This window comes from Amycolatopsis orientalis, from assembly GCF_000943515.2.
GTDB lineage: Bacteria > Actinomycetota > Actinomycetes > Mycobacteriales > Pseudonocardiaceae > Amycolatopsis > Amycolatopsis orientalis.
This window is the reverse complement of the sequence record NZ_CP016174.1, coordinates 4,066,110-4,090,436: the sequence shown is the minus strand read 5'-3', so window position 1 is coordinate 4,090,436 and position 24,327 is coordinate 4,066,110. Positions and strand designations below refer to the sequence as shown.

Here is a 24,327-nt window from a genome sequence, read left to right as displayed (position 1 = left end):
CCCTTACTTTTCCGTGCGGACGGCACCGCTCTTGCGGCCGTCACCGACAATCGCGAAGAAGACGTCTTCGAGGGTCGGCTGCTTCTCGACGTATTCGACCTTGGCAGGCGGCAGGTGCCGCTTGAGTTCGGCGAGGGTGCCGTTCACGATGATCCGGCCTTCGTGCAGGATCGCGATCCGGTCGGCGAGCTGCTCGGCCTCCTCCAGATACTGCGTGGTGAGCAGCACCGTGGTGCCCCGCCCGGCGAGTTCCTTGACCGCCTGCCACACCTCGACACGAGCCTGGGGGTCGAGGCCGGTGGTCGGCTCGTCCAGGAAGATCACCGCCGGGTTCCCGATGAGGCTCATGGCGATGTCCAGCCGTCGGCGCATGCCGCCGGAATACGTCGACGCCTTCCGCGCGGCCGCGTCGGTCAGCGAGAACCGCTCCAGCAGTTCGTCGGCGATCTTGCCCGGCTGCTTCAGATGCCGCAGCTTGGCGACGAGCACGAGGTTCTCCCGGCCGCTGAGGATTTCGTCGACGGCGGCGAACTGGCCGGTGAGACTGATGGACTCCCGCACGTCCGCCGCCTGCGTGGCGACGTCGAACCCGTTGCCCCCCGCCGTTCCCGCGTCCGCCTTGAGCAAGGTGGACAGGATCCGCACGACGGTGGTCTTGCCCGCCCCGTTCGAGCCGAGCAGCGCGAAGATACTGCCCTTCTCCACGCCGAAGTCCACACCGCGCAGGACTTTCAGCGTCCCGTAGGACTTCTCCAGGCCCCGCACTTCGATCGCCCGGGCTTGCCGTGTCGTCATCGGGTGGCCCCGTTCTCTTTCCCGGCGGCCCGATCGATGGCGCCGATCAGCCGCTTCTGCTCCCGGGCGACGTAGCCGCCCTTCTCGTAGTTCCGGATCAGCGCGTCCACGAATTCCACCGGGTCGTTCCCGACGATCCGGCGGATCGGCGTCCCGTCCGCCGCGGCCCGCTCGAACAGGTCTGCGACCTCCTCGAACAGCGAAGTCGCGCTCTCGCCGTCGGTCGGCCCGAAGTGCATCAGGTACCGCTCGACCCCGTCGACGGCCGCGCGGTAGTCCGGCGGAAGCTGCTTCACACGCGCCTTGTACTGCCGCCATCGCCGCTTGTCCCCGATCACCTGCGAGAGGGCCCTTGAGATGAAGTTGCCCTCTTCGGTGTCGGACGTGCTCACGTCCGGGGTGCCACCCGTGCCTGTTTCGTTCATGCCGCCCACCATCACCTGTCGTCCTGACACGGCGCTGACACGGCACTGACACGGCACTGACACCGCCCCGGTACCAGTGCGGCATCGGCGGGCAAAATCTTGACCTCCGATGTGACGGGTGCCATAGTTGTCGAAGCGCTTCGAAACTGTCCCGCATCCCATCCGCGCGAAGTCGCTTTTCGCAGGAAATCACGGTGCCGGCCATAAGGCACATACCTCACCGAAAGTGAGTAAACGACCTATGGGTTCGCGAGCAAGAAAGATCAGAGTCGCTCTCCTTGCCGCCGCCATGGCAGCCACCGGATCCTTCTCCGGTGTGGCAAGTCAGGCGTCAGCCGAGTCAAGAACGCAGCTCAACGCCTCCCAGATCGTGGCGGACATGGGCGCGGGCTGGAATCTGGGAAACCAGCTGGAAGCCAACTCGAACGGATATCCCAGCGAAACGGCCTGGGGACAGCCCACAGTAACTCAAGCGCTCATCGACAAGGTCAAAGCGGCGGGATTCAAAACGATTCGCATCCCGGTATCCTATTTGAACAACATAGGACCGGGACCGAACTACACCATAAACTCCGGCTGGCTGAACCGAATCCAGCAAGTCGTGAACTATGCCTACAACCGCGGCCTCTACGTGCTGATCAACATGCATGGCGACGGTTACAAGACCATCAACGGCTCGTGGCTGATCTGCGATTCGTCCTCCCAGGCGGCGATCAAGGCCAAGTACCAGAAGGTCTGGCAGCAGATCGCGACCAGGTTCCAAGGCTATGACCAGCACCTGATCCTGGAATCCATGAACGAGGAGTTCGACGGGCAGTTCGGCCGCCCGACCCAGCCGTGCTACTCGAATATCAACGCCTATAACCAGATCTTCGTCGACACGGTGCGCAAAGCAGGCGGGAACAACACTTCGAGGTGGCTGCTCGTCCCCGGCTGGAACACGAACATCGACTACACCGCGGGGAACTACGGCTTCACGCTTCCGACCGACCAGTATCGGTCCCCTTCGATCCCCAGCGCCGAACAGCGGATCATGATCTCCGTTCATTACTACAGCCCGTGGGACTTCGCCGGCGAGGAAAGCGGCACCATCACGCAGTGGGGCCGGGCCGCGACCAATCCGGCGAAGAAGTCCACCTGGGGACAGGAGGACTACCTGGACTCCCAGCTGAAGCTGATGCACGACAAATTCGTCACGCGCGGGTATCCGGTGGTCGTCGGTGAATACGGGTCGATCGACAAGTCGTCCTTCGATTCCGCCAACAACAGGTACCGCGCGGACTTCGCCCGCGCCATCGTGTCCACCTCCAAGAAGTACGGGGCGGTCTCAGTTTACTGGGACAACGGCGCGAACGGACGCTACGGCTTCGGACTGTTCGACCGGCGTTCGTATGCGGTGACGCAGCAGGGCATCATCGACGCCGTCATGGCAGGTCTTCGATAGCGCCGATTCAGGGGTAAGGCACGACCCCGTTCAGGACTGTATCTCGGCCGGTGCCCTCCCCGAAAACCTCGGGGAGGGCACCGGCTTTACCGAGGATCAGACCCCGGCCACCTGCTGGATCCAGGGCCGGTACCGGGTGATGTTCGTGTACGCCGTCGTGGTCTGCCGGTCGCTGGTCGAAGCGACACCGACCTGACGGCCGGAGGCGAACATCGGGCCGCCCGAGTCCCCTCCGGCGGTGATTCCGTCGCCACGGCTCGCGCAGACCGCGATACCGCCGTTGTAGTCACGGCACGCGACCGAGGTGACCCGGACGTTCGCGTACTTCAGATACCGCGACTGGCAGTTGATCTCCGAACCGCACTGGCTGGTCGCGCCCCAGCCGTAGACCTGCACGGTCTGCCCCACCGCGACGTCACTGGTGGTGCCCAGCGGCGAGTAGGTGGCGTTCACCGGCGCGGTCAGCCGCACGATCGCGAGGTCCGCGCTGGCATGCCGGGTGACCGTCGAGCCGGTGGCCATGGTGCCACCACTGGTCTGGTCCAGGCTGCCGATCCGGAAGGTGAACGTGCCGCCGCTCGCCACGCAGTGCTTGGCGGTCAGGATGTACTGCGGCGCGATGATCGTGGAGGTACAGGTCTGCCTGCCGTTGGCGAACAGCCTGGCCGCCCACGGGCCGCTCTGCGCGTTCTGGCCACCGATGATCATCGGCTGGACGCCGGACGGTTCCGCGGCGGACGCCACGGGTGCGGTCGCGCCGAGCAACGCCAGGAAGGCGGTGCCGGCGATCAGGACGAAGGAACGCAGTCGCATGGTTCCGACTCATTTCTGCGGCCGGGGTCCCAGCCGCGCGATAGGGACGGGGTGTGCCGATTCTGGGACGTGGCAAGAGAAATCGGACACCGACGAAAGTCGTGCAGTAGGTACCTATCTCTGCGCCGCGGCGACCGCTAAGCACTACCCCTAGGTAAAGCGACGGGACGGCGGCTGGGCCGACCGGCGTCCGTCCACTGGGGACAGATGGCGGCATAACCCGCAGGGCATAACGTGCGGTCGTGAGTGGCAATGACGGTTAGAACCGTCATTGCCACTCACGACTGAGGGCTTCCGGAAAGGCACGTCCACCACCACAATCGGGATCATGACCGCAGCACACTGGACCCCGACCTACGGCGACCCCTTCGAGCCGGTGCCCTACCGTCCCGCGCGGATGTCCGCGGAAGAATCGCTGGCCACCGCCGCCGATCTGCGACGCCGGATGGACACCCGCCGCACCGTGCGGATGTTCTCCACCGACCCGGTACCCGAGCAGGTACTGATGGACGCCATCGCGGTGGCCGCCACCGCGCCCAGCGGCGCGCATCAGCAGCCGTGGACCTTCGTGCTCATCGAGGACCAGGAGACCAAACAGCGCATCCGCGAGGCCGCCGAAGAGGAGGAGCGGATCTCCTACGAGGGCAGGCTCGGCGACGAGTGGCTGTCCGCCCTGCGTCCGCTGGGCACCGACGCCGTCAAGACCCACCTCACCGACGCCCCGTACCTCATCGTGGTCTTCCAGCAGCGTTACTTCCTCGACGAGGACGGCACGAAGCACAAGCATTACTACGTCGACGAATCCGTGGGCATCGCGGTGGGCATGCTGATCACGGCCCTGCACCTGTCCGGGCTGGCCGCGCTGACGCATACGCCGTCGCCGATGCGGTTCCTCGGCGAGCTGCTCGAACGGCCGCAGAACGAGAAGGCGTTCGCCGTCATCCCGGTCGGCTATCCGGCGGACGACTGCGTGGTGCCGAACCTCGTGCGCAAGTCTCTCGATCAGGTGCTGATCCGCCGCTGACCACCGCGCGGCCCGGGTGTCCGCGCACCCGGGTTGCGCGAAACATCCCATTTCACACAGCCATATTGCGCATTGGTGCAGTTTAATGCGCACTTTGACGCATCTCTTGACATATCCGGCGGCGATTGGACACAGTCTGGGCACCGAAGGCGACACGAAGGAGTGTTCTTCATGGCCGACCTGCCCTCTGTCTCCCGGCGGACATTGTTCGGTGGCGCCCTCGCCGCCGGGGCGCTCGCCGCGATCCCGGTGAGCGCCGCCGCGGAAGAGGCCGCCGATACGGGAAGCGCGCCCCACCGTCCGGGCCGTCGCAGCATGATCGGGGTGCCGTTCGAGCGGCACCAGACCGTCCGAATAGGACTCATCGGGCTCGGGAACCGTGGTATGTCCATGATCGGCGGCTGGAGCGCGGTCCCGGGCGCCGTGGTCACCGCGGTCTGCGACATCCGCGCCGAGCGCGCGAAGGCCGCCGCGGACAAGCTCGCCGCCGACGGCAGGCCACGTCCGGCCGAGTACGGCGGATCCGGCGACGCGTACCGGAAAATGCTCTCCCGCACGGACATCGACCTGGTCTACATCGCCACGCCGTGGGAGTTCCACTACCCGCAGGGCAAAGCCGCGCTGGTGGCGGGTAAGCACGTCGGCGTCGAACTGCCCATCGCCACCGAACTCGATCAGCTGTGGGACCTCGTCGACACCAGCGAGCGGACCCGGAAACACCTGTTCCTCGCCGAAAACTGCAGCTATGGCCGCAACGAGCTGGCCATCCTGAAGATGGCGCACGAAGGCATCTTCGGCGAGGTCACCAACGGGCACGGTGGTTACCTGCACGACCTGCGCGAACTGCTGTTCTCCGACACGTACTACACCGACGCGTGGCGCCGCAAATGGCATACCCGCAGCACCGCGAGTTTCTACCCGATGCACGGTCTCGCCCCGATCGCCGCCTGCATGGACGTCAACCGCGGCGACCGGTTCGCCCCCCTGCGCGCCACGGCGACCGAGCCGAAAGGGCTCGCCGACTACCGGGAACGGCATATGCCGCCCGGCCACCCGTCGTGGAACGAGACCTACATCAACGGCGACCTGGTGACCTGCCTGATCGAAACCGCGCAGGGGCGCGTCATCCGCGCCGAGCACGACGTCAGCTCGCCGCGCCCGTACAGCCGGATCAACAGTCTCGCGGGCAGTCGCGGCATCGTGGAGGACTACCCGGCGCGCATCTACGTCGAGCCCGACCACAGCGGTCACGCGTGGAAGGACTTCGGGCCGTACCGCGACCGCCACGACCACTGGCTGTGGAAGAAGCTCAAGGACGACCCGAACCTCGGCGGCCACGGCGGCATGGACTACGTGCTGCAGTGGCGGATCGTGCAGCAGATGCGCGCCGGGCTGGTGCCGGACATCGACGTCTACGACTCCGCGACCTGGTGCTCCCCCGTGCCGCTGAGCGTCGTCTCACTGGCCAATGGCGGGAAGCCGGTCGCGGTACCGGACTTCACCCGCGGCGCCTGGTCGAAGCCCCGGGCGGGCCTGGACTCGCAGCCTTCGGAGATGCCCGCCTAGGCGAAACAGGCCCCGTGAGCGGTAATGGCGTTCCTATTGAGAGGTACGGCAAAAGTGGCGTCAGTTCCGGGTGTTCACAGGTCCTGTCACGCTGGACTGTGTGGATTTCGGGACCTCTGACGTCCCAAAATCCACACAGTGAGGGACGCGGTCCGAGGCTTACTCGCCGGCTTCAGGCCAGCAGGAAGGAGCTTCCGGCAGTGTGCGGCTCTCAGAGGGAAGTCCGCGAAGGCCTCCTTCCCTACCTTCAAGGTCGGGGTCCCGGCAAAGTCGGCATTGTGCAGGTCAGGCGCCCCTTCGTCCTGGGGCGGGCGGACGACGATGAAGGAATTGGGACGTGAGTGTCCCAATTCCTTCATCGTCGCGGGGCACGCCGGTTGCGAAGCTTGATCAACAGAGGGCCAGGGAAAGAGCCCTCCACGGACCGGGCTTGGCCCGGCAAAATCACCTAACTGCCGGTCCGTGCCGCCCCCAGAACGGCGACCGACGTGAGGGGTAACACTTGCGCGCCGCCAGCCACAGCGAGTGACCATATGGGGCGAAAGCGCGGCCTCGTGACGAACCCGTGCGCATTACCCGAAAACGGGCGCTTCGGTCTCGGCTCATCTAACCGGCGACGCCCTGCGACTTCGCCGGGACCCTTACCCTGAGAGTAGGGAGGGGGCCTTCACGAGTAGCGCGGGACGACGCGGTAGACCCGCAGATCCTTCGGCGTGCCTTTGGCGCGGAAGTTCCGGCGCGGCCGCACCGAGACCGTGTCCGCGTCGAGTTCCTCGACGACGCTTTCGCTGGCAAGTACCTCGTCGCCGTCCGCGGCCGCCATGATCCGGGCGGCGATGTTCACGTCGACGCCGAGGTAGTCGTCGCCGACCCGCTGCGGGTTCCCGCGATGCAGGCCCGCACGCAGGTGGGGCAGGTAGCCCTCGGCCTTGATCACGCTCACGGCGGAGCACGTTTCGTAGGCGGCGTTCACCGCTTCGCCCGGGTCGGCGAACACGGCCATCACGCCGTCGCCGAGCCCCTTGACGATGCTGCCGCGATGCCCGGTGACGATCGACTCGGTGACGTCGGAGACCGCGCGGAGCAGCTCGAGAACGCGGTCGTCGCCGGCGTGAAGTGCCCAGGTCGAGAAGCCGACGAGGTCGGTGAACAGCACTGTGACCCCGTTCGCCACCCTCGGCTGCGTTCCGCTCCGCCTGAGAGCCTTCCACGCCTGCACGGCGGCCAGCCCCAGCTCACGGGTCGCGCTGGGCCGGTCGGCGCCCGCCTCGGCGAGCAGCCGCGCGAGCCGGGCGGACGAGCGGCTCGTCGTCGGCGCGAGCGGGTCGTCGCCGGGGACGAGCCTCCGCAGGAACCGCGCACCGCGCACCAGCTCGCCTCGCTGGTCCGTCGCGCTCAGGAAGCGGCGGGTCCGGAGGTGCCACGGCTCGGGTCGGTCGGTCACGATCAAGACGATAGCCCGCCCGCCACCGGACCGGGCCACCTGTCACCGGGATGACAAGAATCCCGCCCGCGTTTCCCCTTTATGCCTTCGCATGACAATTCGCGACAATACCGTTCCGTGTACGCGTGACAAGATCGGCGCGTAAAGAAAACGCGAGAGATCTTTTCCTTTCCTCGTTGGTGACTTTCCACCTACATTCGGCTCCGAGCCCATTCAATGACGAAAGGACCAGACATGACGGAAACCCTCGTGCGGAAGGGCGTCCGGCGGTTCCGCGCGGCCGGGATCGCCGCCGCGATCGTCGGCACGGTAATGCTTTCCGCCGCCGGGACCGCGGCCGCCGTCGAAAAGAACCTCACGTACAAGGGCGGCTTCCCCCTCATCGGCGACCAGCAGGTCGCGGTGGTCGTGAAGGCGGAAATCCCGGCGACGGCGAAGGCCGGGGAGCCGATTTCGGTGCCGTTCACCCTCGACGTCGATGCCGGTCAGGCCGCGGGCGACGGGCTGCGGCTGGTCGGTGCCAAGAAGCTCTCCGGCACGATCAGCTCGAAGGTGAACATCGCCCTCGGCGAGCAGAAGGTGGCGATCCCCATCGAGCTGCCGATCCCGGACACCGAGGTGCCCGCCGAAGGGCCGCTGAAGTTCACCGCGACGGGCAAGGTCGACTTCACCATCCCGGCGGGCACCCCCGCCGGTGAGGCGACCAGCAGCGTCGACGCCGCGGCGACCTCGCACATCGTCACCGACAGCTCGCTCGGCGAGTTCGACGTCGACCTCACGCTCGACCCGCCGGACCAGGACGCCGTCCTGGGCAAGACGACCGTCAGCTGATCACCCGTCTTCCCCCGGCTCGGCGAGCCGGGGGAAGACGCGTCTTGACCTCCAGCGCACTGGAGGTCGCAAGCTGTCGATCATGTGGATTTGCGACAGGTGCGGTATCGAACATCCAGCCACCCCGGAACCTCCCCGGTGCGTTCTCGACCGCGGGGAGGTCGGCATGGAAGAAGCCGGAGACCTCGGCCCGCACACCGGACGATGGTGGACGCACGAGGAACTGATGGCCGTGCCCCATCAGACCCTTCACCGTGACCACGGCCGCGGCCTGCACAGCGTCACCCGGGAGCCGCGGTTCGCGATCGGGCACTGGTCGTTCATCGCGGTGACCCCGGCGGGCAACCTGCTCTGGGACCCGCCGTCCTGGCTGGACACCGAGGTGCTCGACGTCGTGCGCGGTCTCGGCGACGTCGCCGCGATCGCCACCAGCCACCCGCACATGTTCGGCGCCCAGCTCGGCTGGAGCCGCGCGCTGGGCGGGGTCCCGGTGCTGGTCAACGAACGCAACCGCGAATGGCTGCCCGCCCCCGACCCGGCCTTCGAGTTCTGGGACGAGCACAGCGAACCCTTGCCCGGCCTCGAACTCATCCGGCTCGGCGGGCATATGCCCGGCAGCGCCGTGGCCAGGACGCCGGACGGCAGCATCCTGGCCGGTGACACGATCAGCGGCGGGCTCGCGCCGGACTGGGTGTCGTTCCAGCGCAGCTTCCCCAAGCACATCCCGCTGTCCGCGGCCGTGGTCCGCCGCATCGTCGACCGGCTCGACGACTTCCCCTACGACCGGCTCTACACCCTCGGTGGCGACACCATCGACCGGGACGCCCGCGCGGTCGTCCGCCGCAGCGCCGAAACCCATGTCCGGTGGGTGAACGGCGACTTCGACCACCTCACTTGATCGCGCGCTTCTCCTTGCGACGGAAGGACAACGCGATGAAGCCCGCCATCGCCATGAAGAACGCGACGACCCACATACCGGCGCGGAAACTGCCGGTCAGTCCCTGCAGCCAGCCGGTGAGGTAGGGGCCGACGAAACCCGACAGATTGCCGAACGAGTTGATCAGGCCGATCCCGGCGGCGGCGCCGACCCCGGTGAGGAAGGCGTTGGGCAGCTGCCAGAACACCGGGATGGCGGTGAACACCCCGACCGCGCAGATGGTCACCGCGATCATCACCAGCAGCGGCGAGCCGAGATACAGCGCGCCGGCGATCGCGACCGCGCCGACGAACGCGGCGATGGCGACGTGTCCGGCGCGTTCGCCGGTGCGGTCCGAATGACGGGCCCACAGGACCATGGCGACGGCGGCCACGGCGTAGGGGATCGCCGTGATCAGCCCGATCTCCACGATGCTGTAGGAGGTCTGGAACTGTTCCTGGAAGCCCTTGATCACCTGCGGGAGGAAGAACGCGAGCACGTAGAGGCCGAAGATGATCCCGAAGTAGACGGCGCTCAGCGCGAGCACGCGCGGATCGGTCAGCGCCGATCGCGTGCTCACCTCCTCGCCGACCTCACGGGTGTCTTCGGCGTCGATGGCCGACTGCAACGCCGTGCGCTCGTCCGGGGTCAGCCACTTCGCGTCCTTCGGTTTGCTCGGCAGCAGGAAGAACACCGCCACACCGAGCAGGATCGAGGGCACCCCTTCGGCGAAGAACATGAAGCGCCAGCCCGCGTCGAAACCGAGGACTCCGTCACCGTGCTTGATGAGCAGGGCGGAGATGGGGCTGCCGAGGACCGACGAGAGCGGCACTGCGAGGAAGAACAGCGCGACGATCTTCGCCCGCTGCTTACGCGGGAACCAGTAGGTCAGGTACAGGATGATGCCGGGGAAGAAGCCGGCCTCGGCGATGCCGAGCAGCACCCGGACGATGTAGAAGCTGACCTCGCCCTGGATGAACGCGGTGGCCGAGGCGACGAGGCCCCAGGTGACCATGATCCGCGCGATCCAGATCCGGGCGCCGACCTTGTGCAGGATGACGTTGCTGGGCACCTCGAAGAAGAAGTACCCGACGAAGAACAGGCCCGCGCCGAGCCCGTAGGCCGCCGCGCTGATGCCGAGGTCGGCGTTCATGGTGAGCGCCGCGAACCCGACGTTGACCCGGTCGAGATAGTTGAGCAGATAGAGCAGCCCGAGTAACGGGACCAGCCTGATCATCGCCTTGCGCACCGCCGGCGCGGTGGGCACCTCTGCCGTCTGTTCGTCCATCCGCGGGAGTGTAGGGGGCGGTCAAAACAACGGAGGCAGGAACGCGCCGAAATTCCCGCCCGCGGCCCGGTCGGCCGGATCCGGGTCCACCTGGACCGAGTCGGGGTTCCGCGGGTCGTAGGTGACCTTGACCGTCGAGCCCCGGGACGGGGTCCGCATCGGCGAGGTGGTCATGCTCGTCACCACCGTGTGCTCCCCGGTTTCCGTGGGGAACCGGACCTGCACGGTGAACCGCGGGTTCCCCATCACCCAGATGTTCGTGAACTCGACGCCGACGACCTTCCCGATCACCTGAAGACCGGTCTGGGCCAGCGCCTGCGCCTGGTCGTCCGCCTCCGCCCTGGTGACGAACGCCCGCCCCAGCACCATGAGCATGACCAGCGCCGCCGCCCCGGCCACACCCGGCACCAGATACGGCTCGTAGTAGATGATCCAATCGACGTCGGTCCAGGGTTCGGCGGCGCCACGGCCGGCGGGCAGCCGCTGCCCCACCGCCTCGGGCGGCGTCCACGAGGGAATCGCGAAGCCGCTGCCCAGCGCCACGCCGAGTGACGCCGCCAGTGAGCTCGCCCGGAAGCCGACACCCAGTCCCCGCAACGACATCCCGTCCCCCCACAGCATCGCGAAGCCGAGCGACGAGGCGATCGTGATCGAGACGCTGAAGAACAGGACGAGCGAAACCGCCGGACCCGCGTCGGCGCCCCACGCGTCGACGCGGTTCAGCGACATCAGCCGGAAGCCGTCCAGCAGCCCGAGGGCACCCGACCAGCCCACGACCGCCCAGGCGAGCGTCGTGGGAACGCCGAGCAGCCACAGGCGACGGCCGGGACGGCGAGCCTGCCGCGAGTCGTCCGGCAGGCCGAACTCGAAGGATCCGAACATCGCCGCCCCCTACGCGATCGGGCCGAAAACAGCGACCTTGGCCGGGTCGGCGGGGTCCACCCTGGCCTCGTGCCGGGTGCCGGGTGCGTACTGCTGGACCGTCGCCAGCGGCGCGATCAGCTGGGCCACCGTCTCGTAGGTGGTGCCGTCGGCGCGGGTGACCTCCAGCGTCGCGGTGTACTGCGCCTGTCCGGCGATCTTCCGGCCGGTCGGCTCCAGTGCGCGGATCACCAGGGTGGCGGGCTCGCAGGTGTCGTAGAGCCGCCGCAGTTCGGTGCCGTAGTCCTGCAGTTCCCGCTGCTGGCGCAGCTGCTCCTCCATCGGCAGGGCCAGGAACGCCGCCATGTCCGGGTCGGCGTTCAGGTCCCGGAACGCCTGCGCGGCCAGCTGCGGCGTCGGCAGCTGCGGGGTGATGTCGTGCCCCTGCGCGGCAGCGGCCCGCCGGAACTGCTCGGCGTGCCGCTGGAAGTCCTGCGCGCCCCGCGCCATGCCCTGCTGCGTCGCGTCGTTGATCTTGTCGCGGATCTTCTTGAACATCGGGTCCCGCCTTTCGCCGTGTCGTTCGTGCTGGACACAGCTTCGGCGGCGTGATCCGCTACCGAACCCAGGTTTTCCCGTCGTCGGTGGCGTCGAGGCAGGTCAGGGCCGCCCAGAAGACCGGCGAGCCCGCCGGTCCGGGCTGCTCGCGCCAGCGTGCGAGCCGGGCCCGCTGCCACGCGCACAGCTCGGTGACCGGGTCCTCGGCGCCGAGGGCGGTGTCGACGGCGATGATCAGCTCGGACATCGGGTCCGCGCCGGGGACCGCGGCCGACGTCGGCAGCGCCCAGACCGTCGCCGCGACCAGGCCGGCTCCGGCCGCGACGGCGGCGAGCAGCACGCCGAACGGTTCGGCGAGGCCGAAATCGCTCGCGCTGGCGCAGCCGATCAGCGCCACCCTCGCGGGCATGGTGTCCACTTCGGACAGTGCGAGATCGGCGGCGGTGAACGGCCGGTGCGCCCCGATCGGCGCGGCGGTGCCGGGGAGATCGGCGCCGCAGGACAGATGCAGCGCGGTCTGCGCCCCGTACTCGTCGCGGACGCGGCTGACGTGTCCCACGAACACCAGCCGGGAACAGGGCCCCGCCAGGAGTTCGGCGAGCAGACGGCGGTCGGTGTCGGTGCGGCGGACCAGCTCCAGCCCGCGTGCGGCGGCGGGCAGGACCGGCCCGTCGGCCAGCCGCGCGTCCAGATGGCGGATCAGCGGCGACGTCGCGTCCTGCTTGCCGAGTACGGAACCCAGCTCGCCGAAAGCGCTTTGGCCGGGGATACGCGGATCGAGCAGGTAGACCGGCGGGCCGTCGGCGGCGGGCGGACGGCGCGGGATGCCCGCCGGGGCGAGCAGCGAGACGTCGGCGACGTCGAGGACGCGTTCGTCGCCATCGAAACAGGTACCGATCCCGGCGATGTCCAGGACGTGGGCGGCGCGGCGATCGGGCAGGGCCAGCAGTCCCCACGGCACCCCGGCGAGGCTCGGCGACGGCTGCACCCGCAGGAGCGGGCGGCGTCCTTCGGCGGCGGCACGCCGGAGACGTTCGACGAGGTCGGCGGGCAAGAGGTTGAGGGCGAGAACCCGGGCCAGGCGCTGCTCGCCCTCGAAGCTGCCGAAGGCGTCTTCGCCCAGCGAGCGCCGGACGGCGTCCGCCACGCTCTCGCCCTCGTGCGGGGTCGGGGAGGCGGCGTCCAGATACTCGCGGGCGGTCCCGACGAGGGCGGCGTCGATCGGGTGGAGGTGGACCGTGTCGAGGTCCGCGGTGGTCCGCCAGGTGAGAAAGGTGTGCCCGGCCTCGGCGAAGCGCAGGATGAACGTCTCGCGCCCCGGCCGGGCGGCGGGCCAGGTCTCGACGGTTTCGGCGGCGGGCCGGGGCAGGCGGTACCGCTCGGCGGCGAGGCCGAGCCACGGGTCCAGCTCCATCGACGACGCGGGAGACCAGCGCAGCGCGGGCGGCGGGGCCAGCCGGAGCGGAAGCGACGCCGTGACGGAACCCAAGGCCGCCAACGGAAGCCGATCGTCCTCAGTGGACGGTGTCAGGCCGAGCGCGGGCAGCGCGCCGGTCAGCTCCAGTGACCGCTCCGCCGCGCCCGTGTACGCCCCGACCGCGCAGAGGCGCTCGATCAGTTCCGCCGCGAGCCTCCGCTCCCCCAGCTGGGACAGCAACGCCATCAGCAGCGCCGTCGCCGGGCCCGCGACGTCACGGGCCCAGGCGGTGCGTGCCCGCGGGTCGGCGAATTCGAACCGGTACTCCGCCGCCGCGAGGGTCAACGGCAGCAGTAGATCCAGCACCGACCGCGGGTCCGCCCCGCGGGCGAAGCCGATCGTGGCCGCGACGAAGTCGGTATGCAGGCGGTCCGGCCACTCCCCCGACGTCCGCGCCGATTCCCGCGCCCGGGCCGCGTGCTCCTCCGCCGTCGCCCAGTCGCCGTCCATCGCGGCACAGCGGGCCAGTGCCACGTCGAGCCGTCGCAGGCCCGCGGTGTCGCCATTGGCCGTCCACAGCTTCCCCGCGTGCTCGAACTGGTCGCGGGCCTGACCCGCGTCGCCCGCCATCAGCAGCAAAGTGCCCAGCGCGTGGCTCGCGTCGGCGACGTCCCCGGTCAGGCCCGCCGTCGCGAGTTCGTCGCGGGCGGCGGCGATCGCCGCGATCGCGCCCGGGAGATCACCGTCGAGGGCGCGGGCCGCGGCCAGCCCGATGTCGGCCTTCGCGGCCATCGGACCACCCGCGTACCGGGCGCTCAGCCGCAGCAGATCGGTCCGCGCGTCGGCGTCCTCACCACCCGCCTGGTGGACCCTGGCCCGTTCGGCGACGGCCATCGCCTGCAGCGAGACGACCTGCTCGCGGACCTCGGCGATGTCCGCGATGGCCTCCAGCTCCGCGAGGATCTCTTCGAGCGCCGCCCGCGCGCCCGCCGGATCGCCGTCGGCGATCTGGACACGCGCATCGAGGATCCGCAGTTCGAGTTCGTCGGCGCCGTGCGGGTCGAGCAGCTCGGGCGGGAACTGTCCCGGCCCGGCCGCCTTGCGGCTCGCCGCCCGCGCCCGCTGGCCCGCGATCAGCTCGCGCGCCCGGGCGACGTCGCCTTCCTCTGTGGACAGGGAGATGAGCACGCGTTCCGCGACTTCCCGCGAGCCCTCGATCATCCGCAGCTCGGCGTACTGTCCGAAATGGACGATGGCGGTGGTGCTCACCTTGAAGACATGGAGGACGGCCTCGGCACACTGCCGCGCGTTGCGCAGATCGCCCGCGGAATAACAGACGGTGGCGAGGTCGCTGACCGCGGCGAGGTCGATGTCGGTCCGGTCGAGCTGTCGCGCGACCTGCCGCATCCGGCCGTACGCCCGGTGCGCGCCCGCGACGTCCCGCGCCGCGGCGAGCCGCTTGGCCTTGTCCTGGAGCTTGGCCGCCTCGACCAGCAGGCGCCGGTACTGCCGCTCGGACAGGGAACACGCCGGCAGTTCGCCGTACGGAGCCGGGTCGAGACCGAAATGCCTTGCTACGCAACGACAGTTGTAGCCGTGCGAACTCGCTTCGGAGAGTTCGGCCGGAAGCGGCCGGTCCGGCGGGGTGAGCGGTGGCGGCATGCCGACGAGCACGTCAGAACTCCTCGTCCTCGGCCGTGGCCGCCGCCCGCTCGGCGAGTGTCCGGGCTTCCGGCGGGCGTGCCCGCACGAGCGCGACCACCTCCGCCCGGTCCTCGGCCGTGGTCCCTGCGACCCCCTCGCCCGCCACCCCGACGACGAGCGCGATCCGTCCACTCCGGACATTCGCGGCGAGCCGGGCCGAGGCCTCGTCCAACTCGGCCGTCCCGGTGAAGCGTCCGGCGCCCAGTGACAGGGCCACCTCCGCGAACGGCTCCCCGTCGTGGATCGCGACCGCGGTGAGGGCGGCGTCGGCGAACGCTCCCGCGACGTCGACTTCGAGCCGGGCGGTGGCCCCGGCCGCGACGATCCGCCAGGTCACCGTGTCTTCGGCGGCGTCCAGGATCCCCGGCGGCACCCGCGCCCAGTCGACGCTCTCCCGGCCCTGTGCCAGGACGCCCTCGCCTGCCGCGGCGGGGTCGGTGCCCGCGGCCAGCGCGTACGCGCGTTGACCCAGGGGCGCGGTTTCCAGTCGTGCCACCACTTCCGCCGCGGCTTCGGCGCGCACGACGTCGTCCTGGTCGTCGAACCAGGCCGCGAGGCGGCCGCACAGGCCGCGGACCTCCTCGGCGACCGGGGACGCGGCGGCCACGAGGGCGCCGTCCGCGACGGCGGTGTCGAACAACTCCGCCGGGGTGGCTTCGAAACCGTCGAGGAGGCCCTCGGCCAGCTCTTCCACCGCGGCTGTCGCGACCGCCGTTTCGAGGTCCAGCAGCGCCGGGTCCAGCGCGGGGACCCCGAGCGAGGTGCTGGCGGGCCACCAGCGGCGGATCCACAGCAGCGAGGCGAGTCCCGCCAGTTCCGGCCGGGCGGGGAGGTCCCCCCGGCCCTCGCCGAGCGCGGCCAGGCAGGCTTCCGCGCCGGCGAGCCGGGTCAGCCACGGTTCGGCGGCTCCGGCGTCGGTCAGGTCGATCCGCATCGAGGCCGCCCGGCCGGCGAGCAGTTCGGCGAGGGTGAAGCGGATGAGGGCGCCGTCCGCCGCGACGACGGGGGTGTGCACCGGATGCGTCACGACACGGCCTCCAGTTCCGGGAGGCGGGCCACGAGCGCGCGCCGCACCTTCGTCCGCAGATCCAGCGAGGTCGACCGGACCACACCGGTGACGAGGTCCCGCACGTCTTCGGCGTCGGCGGGCAGATCGCCCCGGACGTCGAACCCGTGCAGCCGGACCCACAGCCTGCTGAGGAACTGCTTGGCGAACTCACGCAGATCGCGCAGGAGTTCGGCGTCGGGCCGCGGGGTGAGCGGCGTGGCACCGGCGAGGGCGCGGCGGGCGTGCAGCACGTACCCCTCGCGGGCGACCTGGGCGTTGAGCCGCCGCGCGAATTCGGGGACCCCGGCGGGCGCGGCGCCGTCGAGCGGCCGGAGCGCGGGCGCGAGCACGACACCGAGCGCGAAACAGGCGGCCAGCGCGGGCAGACCGAGCCCGAACCCGGCGGCGACGCGGGCGAGTTCGTCGTCGACGAGGTCCGCGACGGGAGGCCGCTCGTCCGCCGGGAGCCGGCGCAGGGTCGCGCGCACCCGCCGTTCGACACTGCGTTCGAGGAGTTCGGGGCCGGTTTCGTCGCGCCGGTTCAACGGCGGGATCGCGGTGCGGTCCCCGCGCTGCAGGCCGAGATCCGGTGCGGGGAGCCCGGAGATCTCCTGGACGGCCTCGTCCAGCGCGCCCGCCCCACCAGGCTGTCGCAGGGCGAGGCCGAGGGCGTGCCCGGCGGCCGAATCGGCGAGGGTCCGCCACGCGGCGTCGGAAAGGTCTTCGACGAACGCCCGGAGCACCGGGATGTCCTGCGGTACGGCGGATTCGGCGTGCCAGCGGCGATGAAGCTCCGCTGTCAGCGCCGCCGACCTCCCAGGGTCGGTGAGATGCGCGGTGAGCTGATCGACGCCCGCAGCGCCGCCCTCGCCGTGTAGATCGCGCAACGCCGCCGCGGCCGTCGCGGGCGCCTCCGGCCCCGGCGCGCCGGAAGCCGTCGCCAGCTCGTAGGCCAGCGGGAAGCACACGTCCTGGACGTCGCCCGCCGTGATGCGCAAGGCGCGGCGCTGCCGCTTCAGCTGCGTGAACCACGCGGCCGTGGCACGCAGCCGGTCCGCGTCGGCCAGCAGCAGCCCGGTGAGTTCCGCCGCCGCGACCGGGTCGAGCACGGGACGGCCGAGCCGGGGACGCGCCGCCGTGCGGATGACCAGCGGGTCGATGATCTTCTTGATCGTCCTGGTCAGCGGCCCGCCGTCGGCCGAGGACAGGATCTCGACGCCGTCGATGCGTTCCCAGGCCTCGGTGAGGACGGCCGAACGCAGCCGGGGTCCGCCCGATTCCGTCGTCATCGCCCTCCCCTCCCGTTGCCCACCACCCTATCCGGGACCTCCACCAGCACGCCGTGCTCTTCCACCCACACCGCTCTTCCACCCACACCGCCTACTGCGACCGAGGCACTCCGAACACAATCTTCGACAATTTGCGAAGTCCCTCGTATCGCGGGAGTCCTCTCCCCAGACTCGGCACGACGGTGCTGATCGCGTACCCGACGATCCATGAGGTATCGGTCTACCTTACAAACGTGCCGGAGGCTGGTGATCGACTACTCGCCGAGGTGGACCTGCTAGCGGTCTCGGCACTTGGTGGCTGGCTTTAAATCGCGTCCATCACCAGCGAAAGCAGTGACTGGACCTCTCCCGGCGGCAGTATCCGTTTGGGCGGGTCTTCGCGAATCGCGTCGCCGCTGGGAGCAAAGACCGACGTGTAGGCCTTCCTGCGCGATCCTGTGATCGCGAACGTGACACCGAGCCCCTGTTCACCGTCGGTCCGCGCCCGGTGCAACGTGGAATTCCCGATCCGGTAGAGCGAACCCGCCCGATGAGAAAGCGCAGCTGATTCCCCGAGGCGGGCCACCCCCGCCGGTTCGAGGATTCCGCGTGACACACTATCCCGACCGGCGAAATAACGATAGCGGTCCATCCGGGAGCCTACGTCGTCGACCTCGAACCTCTGCTCTTCGAGCGCTCCGACCAGAACCCGGGAACAGAAACCCCAGACGTGATTGTGAATGTTTCCTGGCGGCGACTCGTCGGGCTCCGAAATCGCATTCCAGACGTGCAACCGCGCCGCCATACCCGCCCGTCTTTCCAATACGATCTTGACGAATCCGTTCGCATGCATTGAACTGCGCTCCGCGATCGCGGCGATCGCATCGTGATCAGTCACCATCGACTGCAGATAGCGTTTGATCTTTTGCCTCCCCAGGGAAGACATGAGTTCAGTTATGCGATCGAGCTCTCCCCGCTCCTCCGGCCCCACAAAAGACGCACCACCCAAGAGTCCGTCCCGCAACAGACTGCTCCTTATGGCCTAAGCGCGGCGTCCAGCCGCCTCAATCTAGCCGGGAAATCTCGACTAGTTCAGAATCAGTAACAATTTCAACCGTGTCATGCTACACCTCGCCACCGCTTGGCGTCATCGTCTAGAGTGATCCGAAAGTCGAGCAAGGGAGGGCTCGTGGGATTAGAGGTTGTCGTTGGGTTTCTTCTGGCATGGGCCACCACCAGGATTCGCCGAATCGGCACCAAGGTCGAGGATCTGGTGGACAGCAATCTGGACGCCGCTCTGGAACGTCTGAACACAGTCGTCTCAGGCAAACTGACCGGTGAGCCCGCCCTCGAGAAACTGCAATCCGAGGCAGAGGAATCGTCGCACAGAACCAGAACACGCGTCGAGCTCGCTTTGGAAGAGGCAGTCGAGAGTGATCCGGCATTCGCCACAGAACTTCAGACAGCCATCGCAGCACTGAAACGTCTGTCGCTGAAAGATCAGCCTGCCTCGGCGAATATCACGATCGACGGCGATGTCAAGGCGAAGTCTTCCGGAATCGCGATCGGCGGTGTATCAGGCGTATCCGTGTCCATCGGACACCCTTCGGCGCCGGAGCGGAAGTAGGGAGCTCTGCTTCCGGCTTTTCGACAGAACGACAACAATCCCACCTACCAACGGTACCCACCCCGATAGAGGTCCGGGGTGACATCCGGTCGGGACCCGGAGGAATCGCACTCGGCGGCGGCTCCACCCAGATCGGCGATGGGAACACCCAGCACAATCACTTTTACGCGTCACCGCATGCAAGATCGGGAGCCTCGCCCGATCTCGGCCCCTTCAAGGCAATATTCGCCCTCGCCCTCGAAAGCGAGGACAAAGCGGCCTCCGCGGATGTGGTCGAGAAGGTGCAGCGATGGGCCGCGCGACCGGTAAGCCCGCAGGGCGTCCTGACCACGAGTTTGGAACTAGCGGAAACGGTGGCGACACACGGGGACTGGCGATTGCGGCGAACATTCGGGCACTGCCTGGGTCAAGCCCTGAGCGCTACCGATGTCGATCGGAACATGACCTCCTACCCCATAGCGCGACTGATCGAGGCCATGGCCGACGCACCGGACATGGCGGTCATTCTGGCGATCGCCTGCACAAGGTCGATACAGTCGAATGAGGCCTTCGCAGGCTCCGGCATCGACCAGATTCAGCAAGCGCGCCACCCACAGGCGTTGTGGCAACTAACCCGTGCACCGTTCATCACGACCTCGCATTCTGACCTCCGCTCCTTGGTAGATACCGTCCTCGACCGCGAAGCCCCTTGGATCAGGCGGAAGCTGGTCACTTCGAGCCTCATCCAACTGACGACGGGCAGGCTGCCGAACCCCGAGTCAACGGCGGCTGTGACCCGGTTGCTGGCGAGCCTGACGGAGGTCGACCTCGAGTACCTGAATCAGCTCTACCTCTGGCTGGACATGCGAGGAGACTCCTGGATTCTCGACTTGCTCCCTGCCCAACTGAAACGAGAGATAACAGCCAGATTTCCGCATCGACGAAAGCCGAATATCTCAGAAAAATCGACACAAGCTGATGTCACGTCGATTCGCTTCGACCTCGAGCGGGCAAGCCTGGATTTGGATGTCAGCCAAAGCCTGCACGGTAGCGAGAAATACTATCAGCAACTTGTCGATGACGGGGGACGAGGAAGTTTCTCCAAAATCGAGGATGCCACCGCGTTCGTTCTGTCCAGTACCCCGCAGTCCAGCCGTGCGGCACTCGTAAGCCAACTCCTTCGATCCCACGACGAAGGCATTAGATGGGCCGTCGCATCAAGAATGGATCTCTCCACGTCCGGGGAACGAATCACCAGCGCGACCGTGCCGCTGCTGCTGCAGATGTTGCACGACGAGAGCCCTTGGGTTGTCAGGGAAGCCCTGACCTCGGTCGTACAACTGGGCTTGACCTTGAGGCCCTCCTATCTCGAAAAGCTGGCACGAGGTGTCGTCGCAGCCGTCGACAGAGCCTCGCGCCAAGGATGGCCGAAGACCGAGATCCTCCCCGCTGTCGCAAGACTGATCGCGGCGAACCCCAGCATCTCCTCGTGGTTGGACCTGGCCGACTCCACGAACAGTCAGACCTGAACGCAGGCAGGCGCCGTGTACACGCCTCGCGCGGGACCCGTTTCTGAATCTTCGGCGGAGAAATCGATGCTTATTCCCTAGAGAGCTTATCCAGATGGCACGTCAGGGTAGCCATTTAGTCTGAATTTCGTCCGAGTTGTACATACTTTCGTCGATACTCGACGAAAGTCCTCTTAAGTTCAGCGCGTCACAGCGCGTTCGGTGCGAATGACCAGCGGGTTGATGATCTTCTTGATCGTCCTGGTCAGCGGGCTGCCGTCGGCCGAGGACAGAACCTCGACGCCGTCGATGCGTTCCCAGGCCTCGGCGAGGACGGCCGAACGCAGCCGGGGCCCGCCCATTCCGTCGTCATCACCCTCCCCTTCGCGCCGTGGTCACTCTATCCGAGACCGGCCCTCACTCCGTTGCCCGAAGGATCCCACCGAGCAGACGACGCGGAAGGCCCGCGACGCTCCTTAATCTGGACGGTCGTGAGTGACGCCGTCCCCGTCGACTACGAAAGCGATCCCGGGCGCTTCGTGGCCAATGTGCTTTCGACCGCGTGGTTTTCCGCGTGCGGCGACGTCCATCCGGAGATCGCCCATGGCCTCGCGAGCGCGGGATGCTCGCTGGTGCTGGACGTCGGCGGTGGCACCGGAGCGCTCTCCCGGTTGCTCGTGCACCGCAATGTGCCGACCGTGGTGGCGGATCTGGCACCGCACGTGTCCCACGCCCCGGGTTTCTCCATCCGGGCCGATGTGGCCGGCCTTCCCTTCCGCGAGCGGACCTTCGACGGCGCCGCCGCCTTGTGGATGCTGCATCACGTGCCCGATCCGGTCGAGGCCCTCGCCGAGGTGAGCCGGGTCCTCGCCCCCGGCGGTCTCCTCGCCGTCTCGACGTCCAGCCGGTGGAACGATCCCGAGCTGGCTTGGGCGCTGCCCCGCTGGGGACGGCCGTCGAGCTTCGACGCAGAGATCGCGGAAACCTTATTGGGAAAGGTGTTCGACGTGGAGTCAATCCGCGCGTGGGACGCCCGGCTCGTCACCCTTCCCGATCACGCGGCGGTCGCGTTGTTCCTGCGTGGCCGGGGTCTCACCGAACCGGCCGCCCGGCGGCTCGCCCGCGAGGTGGAGGTTCCCCTGTCCCTCACGAAGCGCGGTCTGGTCGCCTGGGCCCGAAAGCGCTAGCGCGCGAAGCACGCGGATCTCGGCGGCCGCGACGGCGAGGCCGAGGTCACCGACACGGCCACCACCGGCGTCAGTGTCGGCGAGGCCACCTGAACGGCCACGACGGACGCACCGCACGAATGAGGATCGCAAGGTCCCGAAGCCCCTTGGTTTCTCCGGTTCGATGGACGATGAACGCCGCCGGGCAGAGTACGGCGATGAAAGCGGCCAGCGTGCACAGAGGAACAACCAGGAACAGCAAGTCAACTCCACAACGACGTACACCTGTCCCGGTACCGGTGTCGTTGATCCGAGTTACTTGCAGTTGTGCCAGTTCACGCCCGGCAAGTCCCAGAGATGAGCGGTTATCCGGGGGCCGCTCGGTGGCTGCTTAGCACGCTAGCAGCCGCACGTGTGTTGCAGTGCGTCTGGTGAACCCCTTTCGGGGTACATGAACCGGTGGTACCTGCACACGGTACCTGCGGACTCGCTCTGATCCACGTCCAGGGGTGAGCGATGGGCCCTGGAAGGCGTCACGATCGACTACGCCGCCGTGGCGGAACTCCAGATTCCGGGCCGTGAGCCCGAAAGCGTTAGCGGGTGTCCGGCACCGCCTGGATCCGCCGGAGCCTGGCGAGCACGTCCGCGGCCCTCGGCGCGCCGAGTTCGGTGAAGATCTTCAGCGCGTCACCCCAGCAGGCCCCGGCCGAGCCGAGTTCGCCGCGCGCCTCCCAGAGCTGGCCGAGATGGTCCAGCGCGGCCGCTTCGCCGTAGCGATCCCCCATGTCCCGGCGTAGCTCCAGTGCCCGGTTCAGCCGGCCCGCCGATTCCCCGCTCCTGTCGATCTTCTGGAACACGAGGGCGAGTCCCACCAGCGTTTCCGCTTCGCCGTAGCGGTAACCGATCCGATGTCGGATCTCCAGTGCCTGACGCAGGTTCTCGTATGCCTGCTCGAACCTGCCCAGCCCGTGGTTCGTGAGACCGACGAAGTGCAGGGTCTGCGCCACACCCCATTCGTCGCCGAGCCGGCGGAAGACCGACAGCGCGTCGGCGTGGTGGTCGAGGGCCTCGGTGAACCGTCCCTGTTCGTGGTAGGCGATCCCGAGACTGATCAGCGCTTGGCCCTGCCCCCAGGAATCACCGATCCGCCGCCGGATGGCGAGCGCGGATTCGAGATACTCCAACGCTTCTTCGAACCGGCACAGGTCCCGGTGCGCGATCCCCAGCCCGGCCAGGAGGGACGCCTCGCTGAACTCGTCCGAGCATCGCCGGGCGGCCTCCACCCCGGCCTTGTAGGTCGCGATCCAGTCCGCCCACGGTTTGCGCAGGGTGAAGAACGCCCACAAGGCGAGCGGCAACCGGCACGCGATCGAAGGCCAGTCCGCGGCGAGCGCGGCATGCACGGACGCGACCAGATTGGGTTGTTCGGCCTCGCACCAGGCAAGGGCGTCCCCATAGCTGGCGAATTCGAGGCGGTTGGCGACGCCGGTGGAGAATTCGAGTGCCGTGCGTCTTCGCATGGGGGTGAGTACGCGGTCCGCGGAATCCGCGCAGGCGAGGTACCACTCCAGCAGCCGTTTGGGCGAGTTCTCGCGCTCTTCGGGCGACTCCTCGGCGTCGACGCGCTCTTTGGCGTAGACACGCAGCAGGTCATGGAAACGGAACCGGTCGCGGTCGACTTCGGACAGCAGGCAGCCGCCGGTGAGCTTGTCGAGCCTGCGCCGGACGTCGGCCATGGGCGTGCCCGCGAGCACGGTCGCGGCCGCCACGCTGACGGTCGGGCCGGGATGCAGGCCGAGCAGCCGGAAGACGCGGGCCGTCGCGGGATCCAGCGCCCGGTACGACCACGAGAACACCGGCCGCAGGGCGGACATCTCGTCGTCGCCCGTCTCGAACGCGTCCAGCCTTCGCGCTTCCGACGTGAGTTCGGCGAGCAGGTCGGTGAGCCGCAGGTAGGGGTGGGCGGCGACACGCTCGCCCGCGATCCTCAGCGCGAGTGGCAGATGTCCGCACAGATCGGCCAGTTCCCCGAGCACGCCGGGTTCCTCGTCCGCCCGTTCCGGTCCGATCGCGGTACGCAGCAGGGCCGCGGATTCGGTCGGGGACAACATGTCCAGGGTGATCCGGCGCGCCCCGTTGCGGACGACGAGACCGGACAGGCTGCTGCGGCTGGTCACCATGACGAAGCACCCCGGCGTACTGGGCAGCAGGGCGCGGACCTCGTTCGGCGACGTGACGTTGTCCAGCACGATGACCAACCGGCGATCGTTCACCAGCGACCGGAAAAGCGCCGACTTCGCTTCGAGGCTTCGCGGGATCATCTTCCCGGGGACCTCCAGTGCCCGGAGGAATCCGGCGAGCACCTCGTGCGGGGTACTGGGTGGCCCCGGCGCATAGCCTTGGAGATCACAGTAGAGATCGCCGTGGGGGAACCGCTCGCGCTGCGCGTGCGCCCATTGCACGGCCAAGGCGGTCTTTCCCACCCCCGGCGCGCCGGCGACGATCGCGACCCCGATGGAGTGACCGTCCCCGCCCCGGTCCGCGATGGCGCTGAGCTTGGCCAGTTCCGCTTCCCGTCCGACGAACGTGGCGGTCACCGCGGGCAGCTGATGCGGGGTCATACCCGGGGAATCGCCCCGGCGCGG

Annotated in this window: 21 protein-coding genes; 8 read left to right on the top strand and 13 right to left on the bottom strand. The window is 68.3% G+C overall.

From position 1 onward, the window contains the following. Window positions 1-3: 3 nt before the first annotated feature. Together SD37_RS17835 and SD37_RS17830 are read right to left on the bottom strand one after the other, a co-directional pair. Window positions 4-795 carry an ABC transporter ATP-binding protein gene (locus SD37_RS17835; RefSeq protein WP_065912868.1) on the bottom strand — a complete coding sequence of 264 codons (792 nt, stop codon included), beginning with the start codon at window positions 793-795 and terminating at the stop codon, window positions 4-6. Then, window positions 792-1,220: a DUF1048 domain-containing protein gene (locus tag SD37_RS17830; RefSeq protein WP_167369651.1), complete on the bottom strand. Its 429-nt coding sequence runs from the start codon at window positions 1,218-1,220 to the stop codon at window positions 792-794. Before SD37_RS17830 ends, SD37_RS17835 begins: the two co-directional genes overlap by 4 nt. Window positions 1,221-1,509: 289 nt before the next feature. On the opposite strand from SD37_RS17830, the gene SD37_RS17825 reads away from it, so the two are divergent. Beyond that, window positions 1,510-2,664, top strand: coding sequence for a glycoside hydrolase family 5 protein (locus tag SD37_RS17825; RefSeq protein WP_236725401.1), 1,155 nt, complete (start codon window positions 1,510-1,512; stop codon window positions 2,662-2,664). A 96-nt stretch (window positions 2,665-2,760) separates the two neighbouring features. On the opposite strand, the gene SD37_RS17820 is transcribed toward SD37_RS17825, so the two are convergent. Then, window positions 2,761-3,477: a S1 family peptidase gene (locus tag SD37_RS17820; RefSeq protein ID WP_044852970.1), complete on the bottom strand. Its 717-nt coding sequence runs from the start codon at window positions 3,475-3,477 to the stop codon at window positions 2,761-2,763. 328 nt (window positions 3,478-3,805) lie between these two features. On the opposite strand from SD37_RS17820, the gene SD37_RS17815 reads away from it, so the two are divergent. Further along, window positions 3,806-4,501 (top strand): nitroreductase family protein, encoded by a 696-nt coding sequence (locus tag SD37_RS17815; protein WP_044852969.1) that lies wholly within the window; start codon window positions 3,806-3,808, stop codon window positions 4,499-4,501. Between the two features lie 171 nt (window positions 4,502-4,672). After that, window positions 4,673-6,067 carry a Gfo/Idh/MocA family protein gene (locus tag SD37_RS17810; RefSeq protein WP_065913097.1) on the top strand — a complete coding sequence of 465 codons (1,395 nt, stop codon included), beginning with the start codon at window positions 4,673-4,675 and terminating at the stop codon, window positions 6,065-6,067. A gap of 667 nt (window positions 6,068-6,734) precedes the next feature. Here the strand turns inward: SD37_RS17810 and SD37_RS17805 are convergent. Continuing rightward, window positions 6,735-7,517 (bottom strand): adenylate/guanylate cyclase domain-containing protein, encoded by a 783-nt coding sequence (locus tag SD37_RS17805; protein ID WP_065913096.1) that lies wholly within the window; start codon window positions 7,515-7,517, stop codon window positions 6,735-6,737. A gap of 228 nt (window positions 7,518-7,745) precedes the next feature. Here SD37_RS17805 and SD37_RS17800 point away from each other — a divergent pair, with 228 nt between their 5' ends. Beyond that, a complete protein-coding gene (locus tag SD37_RS17800; RefSeq protein WP_044852967.1) occupies window positions 7,746-8,342 on the top strand; it encodes a DUF6801 domain-containing protein in 597 nt (198 codons plus the stop codon). 166 nt (window positions 8,343-8,508) lie between these two features. Next, window positions 8,509-9,240: an MBL fold metallo-hydrolase gene (locus tag SD37_RS17795; RefSeq protein ID WP_044852966.1), complete on the top strand. Its 732-nt coding sequence runs from the start codon at window positions 8,509-8,511 to the stop codon at window positions 9,238-9,240. Here the strand turns inward: SD37_RS17795 and SD37_RS17790 are convergent. The 7 genes from SD37_RS17790 to SD37_RS17760 form a co-directional block, all read right to left on the bottom strand. Next, window positions 9,233-10,546, bottom strand: coding sequence for an MFS transporter (locus SD37_RS17790; RefSeq protein WP_044852965.1), 1,314 nt, complete (start codon window positions 10,544-10,546; stop codon window positions 9,233-9,235). The two genes, SD37_RS17795 and SD37_RS17790, sit on opposite strands and share 8 nt — an antisense overlap. A gap of 21 nt (window positions 10,547-10,567) precedes the next feature. After that, entirely contained in the window at window positions 10,568-11,428 is an 861-nt protein-coding gene (locus tag SD37_RS17785; protein ID WP_044852964.1) for a DUF3592 domain-containing protein, read from the bottom strand. Window positions 11,429-11,437: 9 nt separating this feature from the next. Further along, a complete protein-coding gene (locus SD37_RS17780; protein ID WP_044852963.1) occupies window positions 11,438-11,965 on the bottom strand; it encodes a hypothetical protein in 528 nt (175 codons plus the stop codon). Between the two features lie 58 nt (window positions 11,966-12,023). Further along, window positions 12,024-15,056, bottom strand: a complete 3,033-nt coding sequence (locus SD37_RS17775; RefSeq protein ID WP_044852962.1) for a tetratricopeptide repeat protein — start codon at window positions 15,054-15,056, stop codon at window positions 12,024-12,026. A 1-nt stretch (window position 15,057) separates the two neighbouring features. After that, window positions 15,058-16,113, bottom strand: coding sequence for a hypothetical protein (locus SD37_RS17770; protein ID WP_065912867.1), 1,056 nt, complete (start codon window positions 16,111-16,113; stop codon window positions 15,058-15,060). After that, on the bottom strand, window positions 16,110-17,423 hold the full coding sequence (locus SD37_RS17765; protein WP_044852960.1) for a hypothetical protein: 1,314 nt from the start codon (window positions 17,421-17,423) through the stop codon (window positions 16,110-16,112). The genes SD37_RS17770 and SD37_RS17765 overlap by 4 nt, the downstream gene beginning before the upstream one ends. Window positions 17,424-17,727: 304 nt before the next feature. Continuing rightward, on the bottom strand, window positions 17,728-18,426 hold the full coding sequence (locus SD37_RS17760; protein ID WP_145926662.1) for a hypothetical protein: 699 nt from the start codon (window positions 18,424-18,426) through the stop codon (window positions 17,728-17,730). Window positions 18,427-18,591: 165 nt separating this feature from the next. Here SD37_RS17760 and SD37_RS17755 point away from each other — a divergent pair, with 165 nt between their 5' ends. Together SD37_RS17755 and SD37_RS17750 are read left to right on the top strand one after the other, a co-directional pair. Then, window positions 18,592-19,029, top strand: coding sequence for a chromosome partitioning protein (locus SD37_RS17755; protein ID WP_145926661.1), 438 nt, complete (start codon window positions 18,592-18,594; stop codon window positions 19,027-19,029). 440 nt (window positions 19,030-19,469) lie between these two features. Beyond that, window positions 19,470-20,537 (top strand): HEAT repeat domain-containing protein, encoded by a 1,068-nt coding sequence (locus SD37_RS17750; RefSeq protein WP_044852958.1) that lies wholly within the window; start codon window positions 19,470-19,472, stop codon window positions 20,535-20,537. A gap of 179 nt (window positions 20,538-20,716) precedes the next feature. On the opposite strand, the gene SD37_RS43185 is transcribed toward SD37_RS17750, so the two are convergent. Next, a complete protein-coding gene (locus tag SD37_RS43185) occupies window positions 20,717-20,878 on the bottom strand; it encodes a hypothetical protein (protein WP_167369597.1) in 162 nt (53 codons plus the stop codon). Between the two features lie 129 nt (window positions 20,879-21,007). On the opposite strand from SD37_RS43185, the gene SD37_RS42045 reads away from it, so the two are divergent. Further along, entirely contained in the window at window positions 21,008-21,703 is a 696-nt protein-coding gene (locus tag SD37_RS42045; protein ID WP_052675038.1) for a class I SAM-dependent methyltransferase, read from the top strand. Between the two features lie 572 nt (window positions 21,704-22,275). On the opposite strand, the gene SD37_RS17740 is transcribed toward SD37_RS42045, so the two are convergent. Further along, window positions 22,276-24,303: an ATP-binding protein gene (locus SD37_RS17740; RefSeq protein WP_044852957.1), complete on the bottom strand. Its 2,028-nt coding sequence runs from the start codon at window positions 24,301-24,303 to the stop codon at window positions 22,276-22,278. Between the last annotated feature and the right edge of the window lie 24 nt (window positions 24,304-24,327).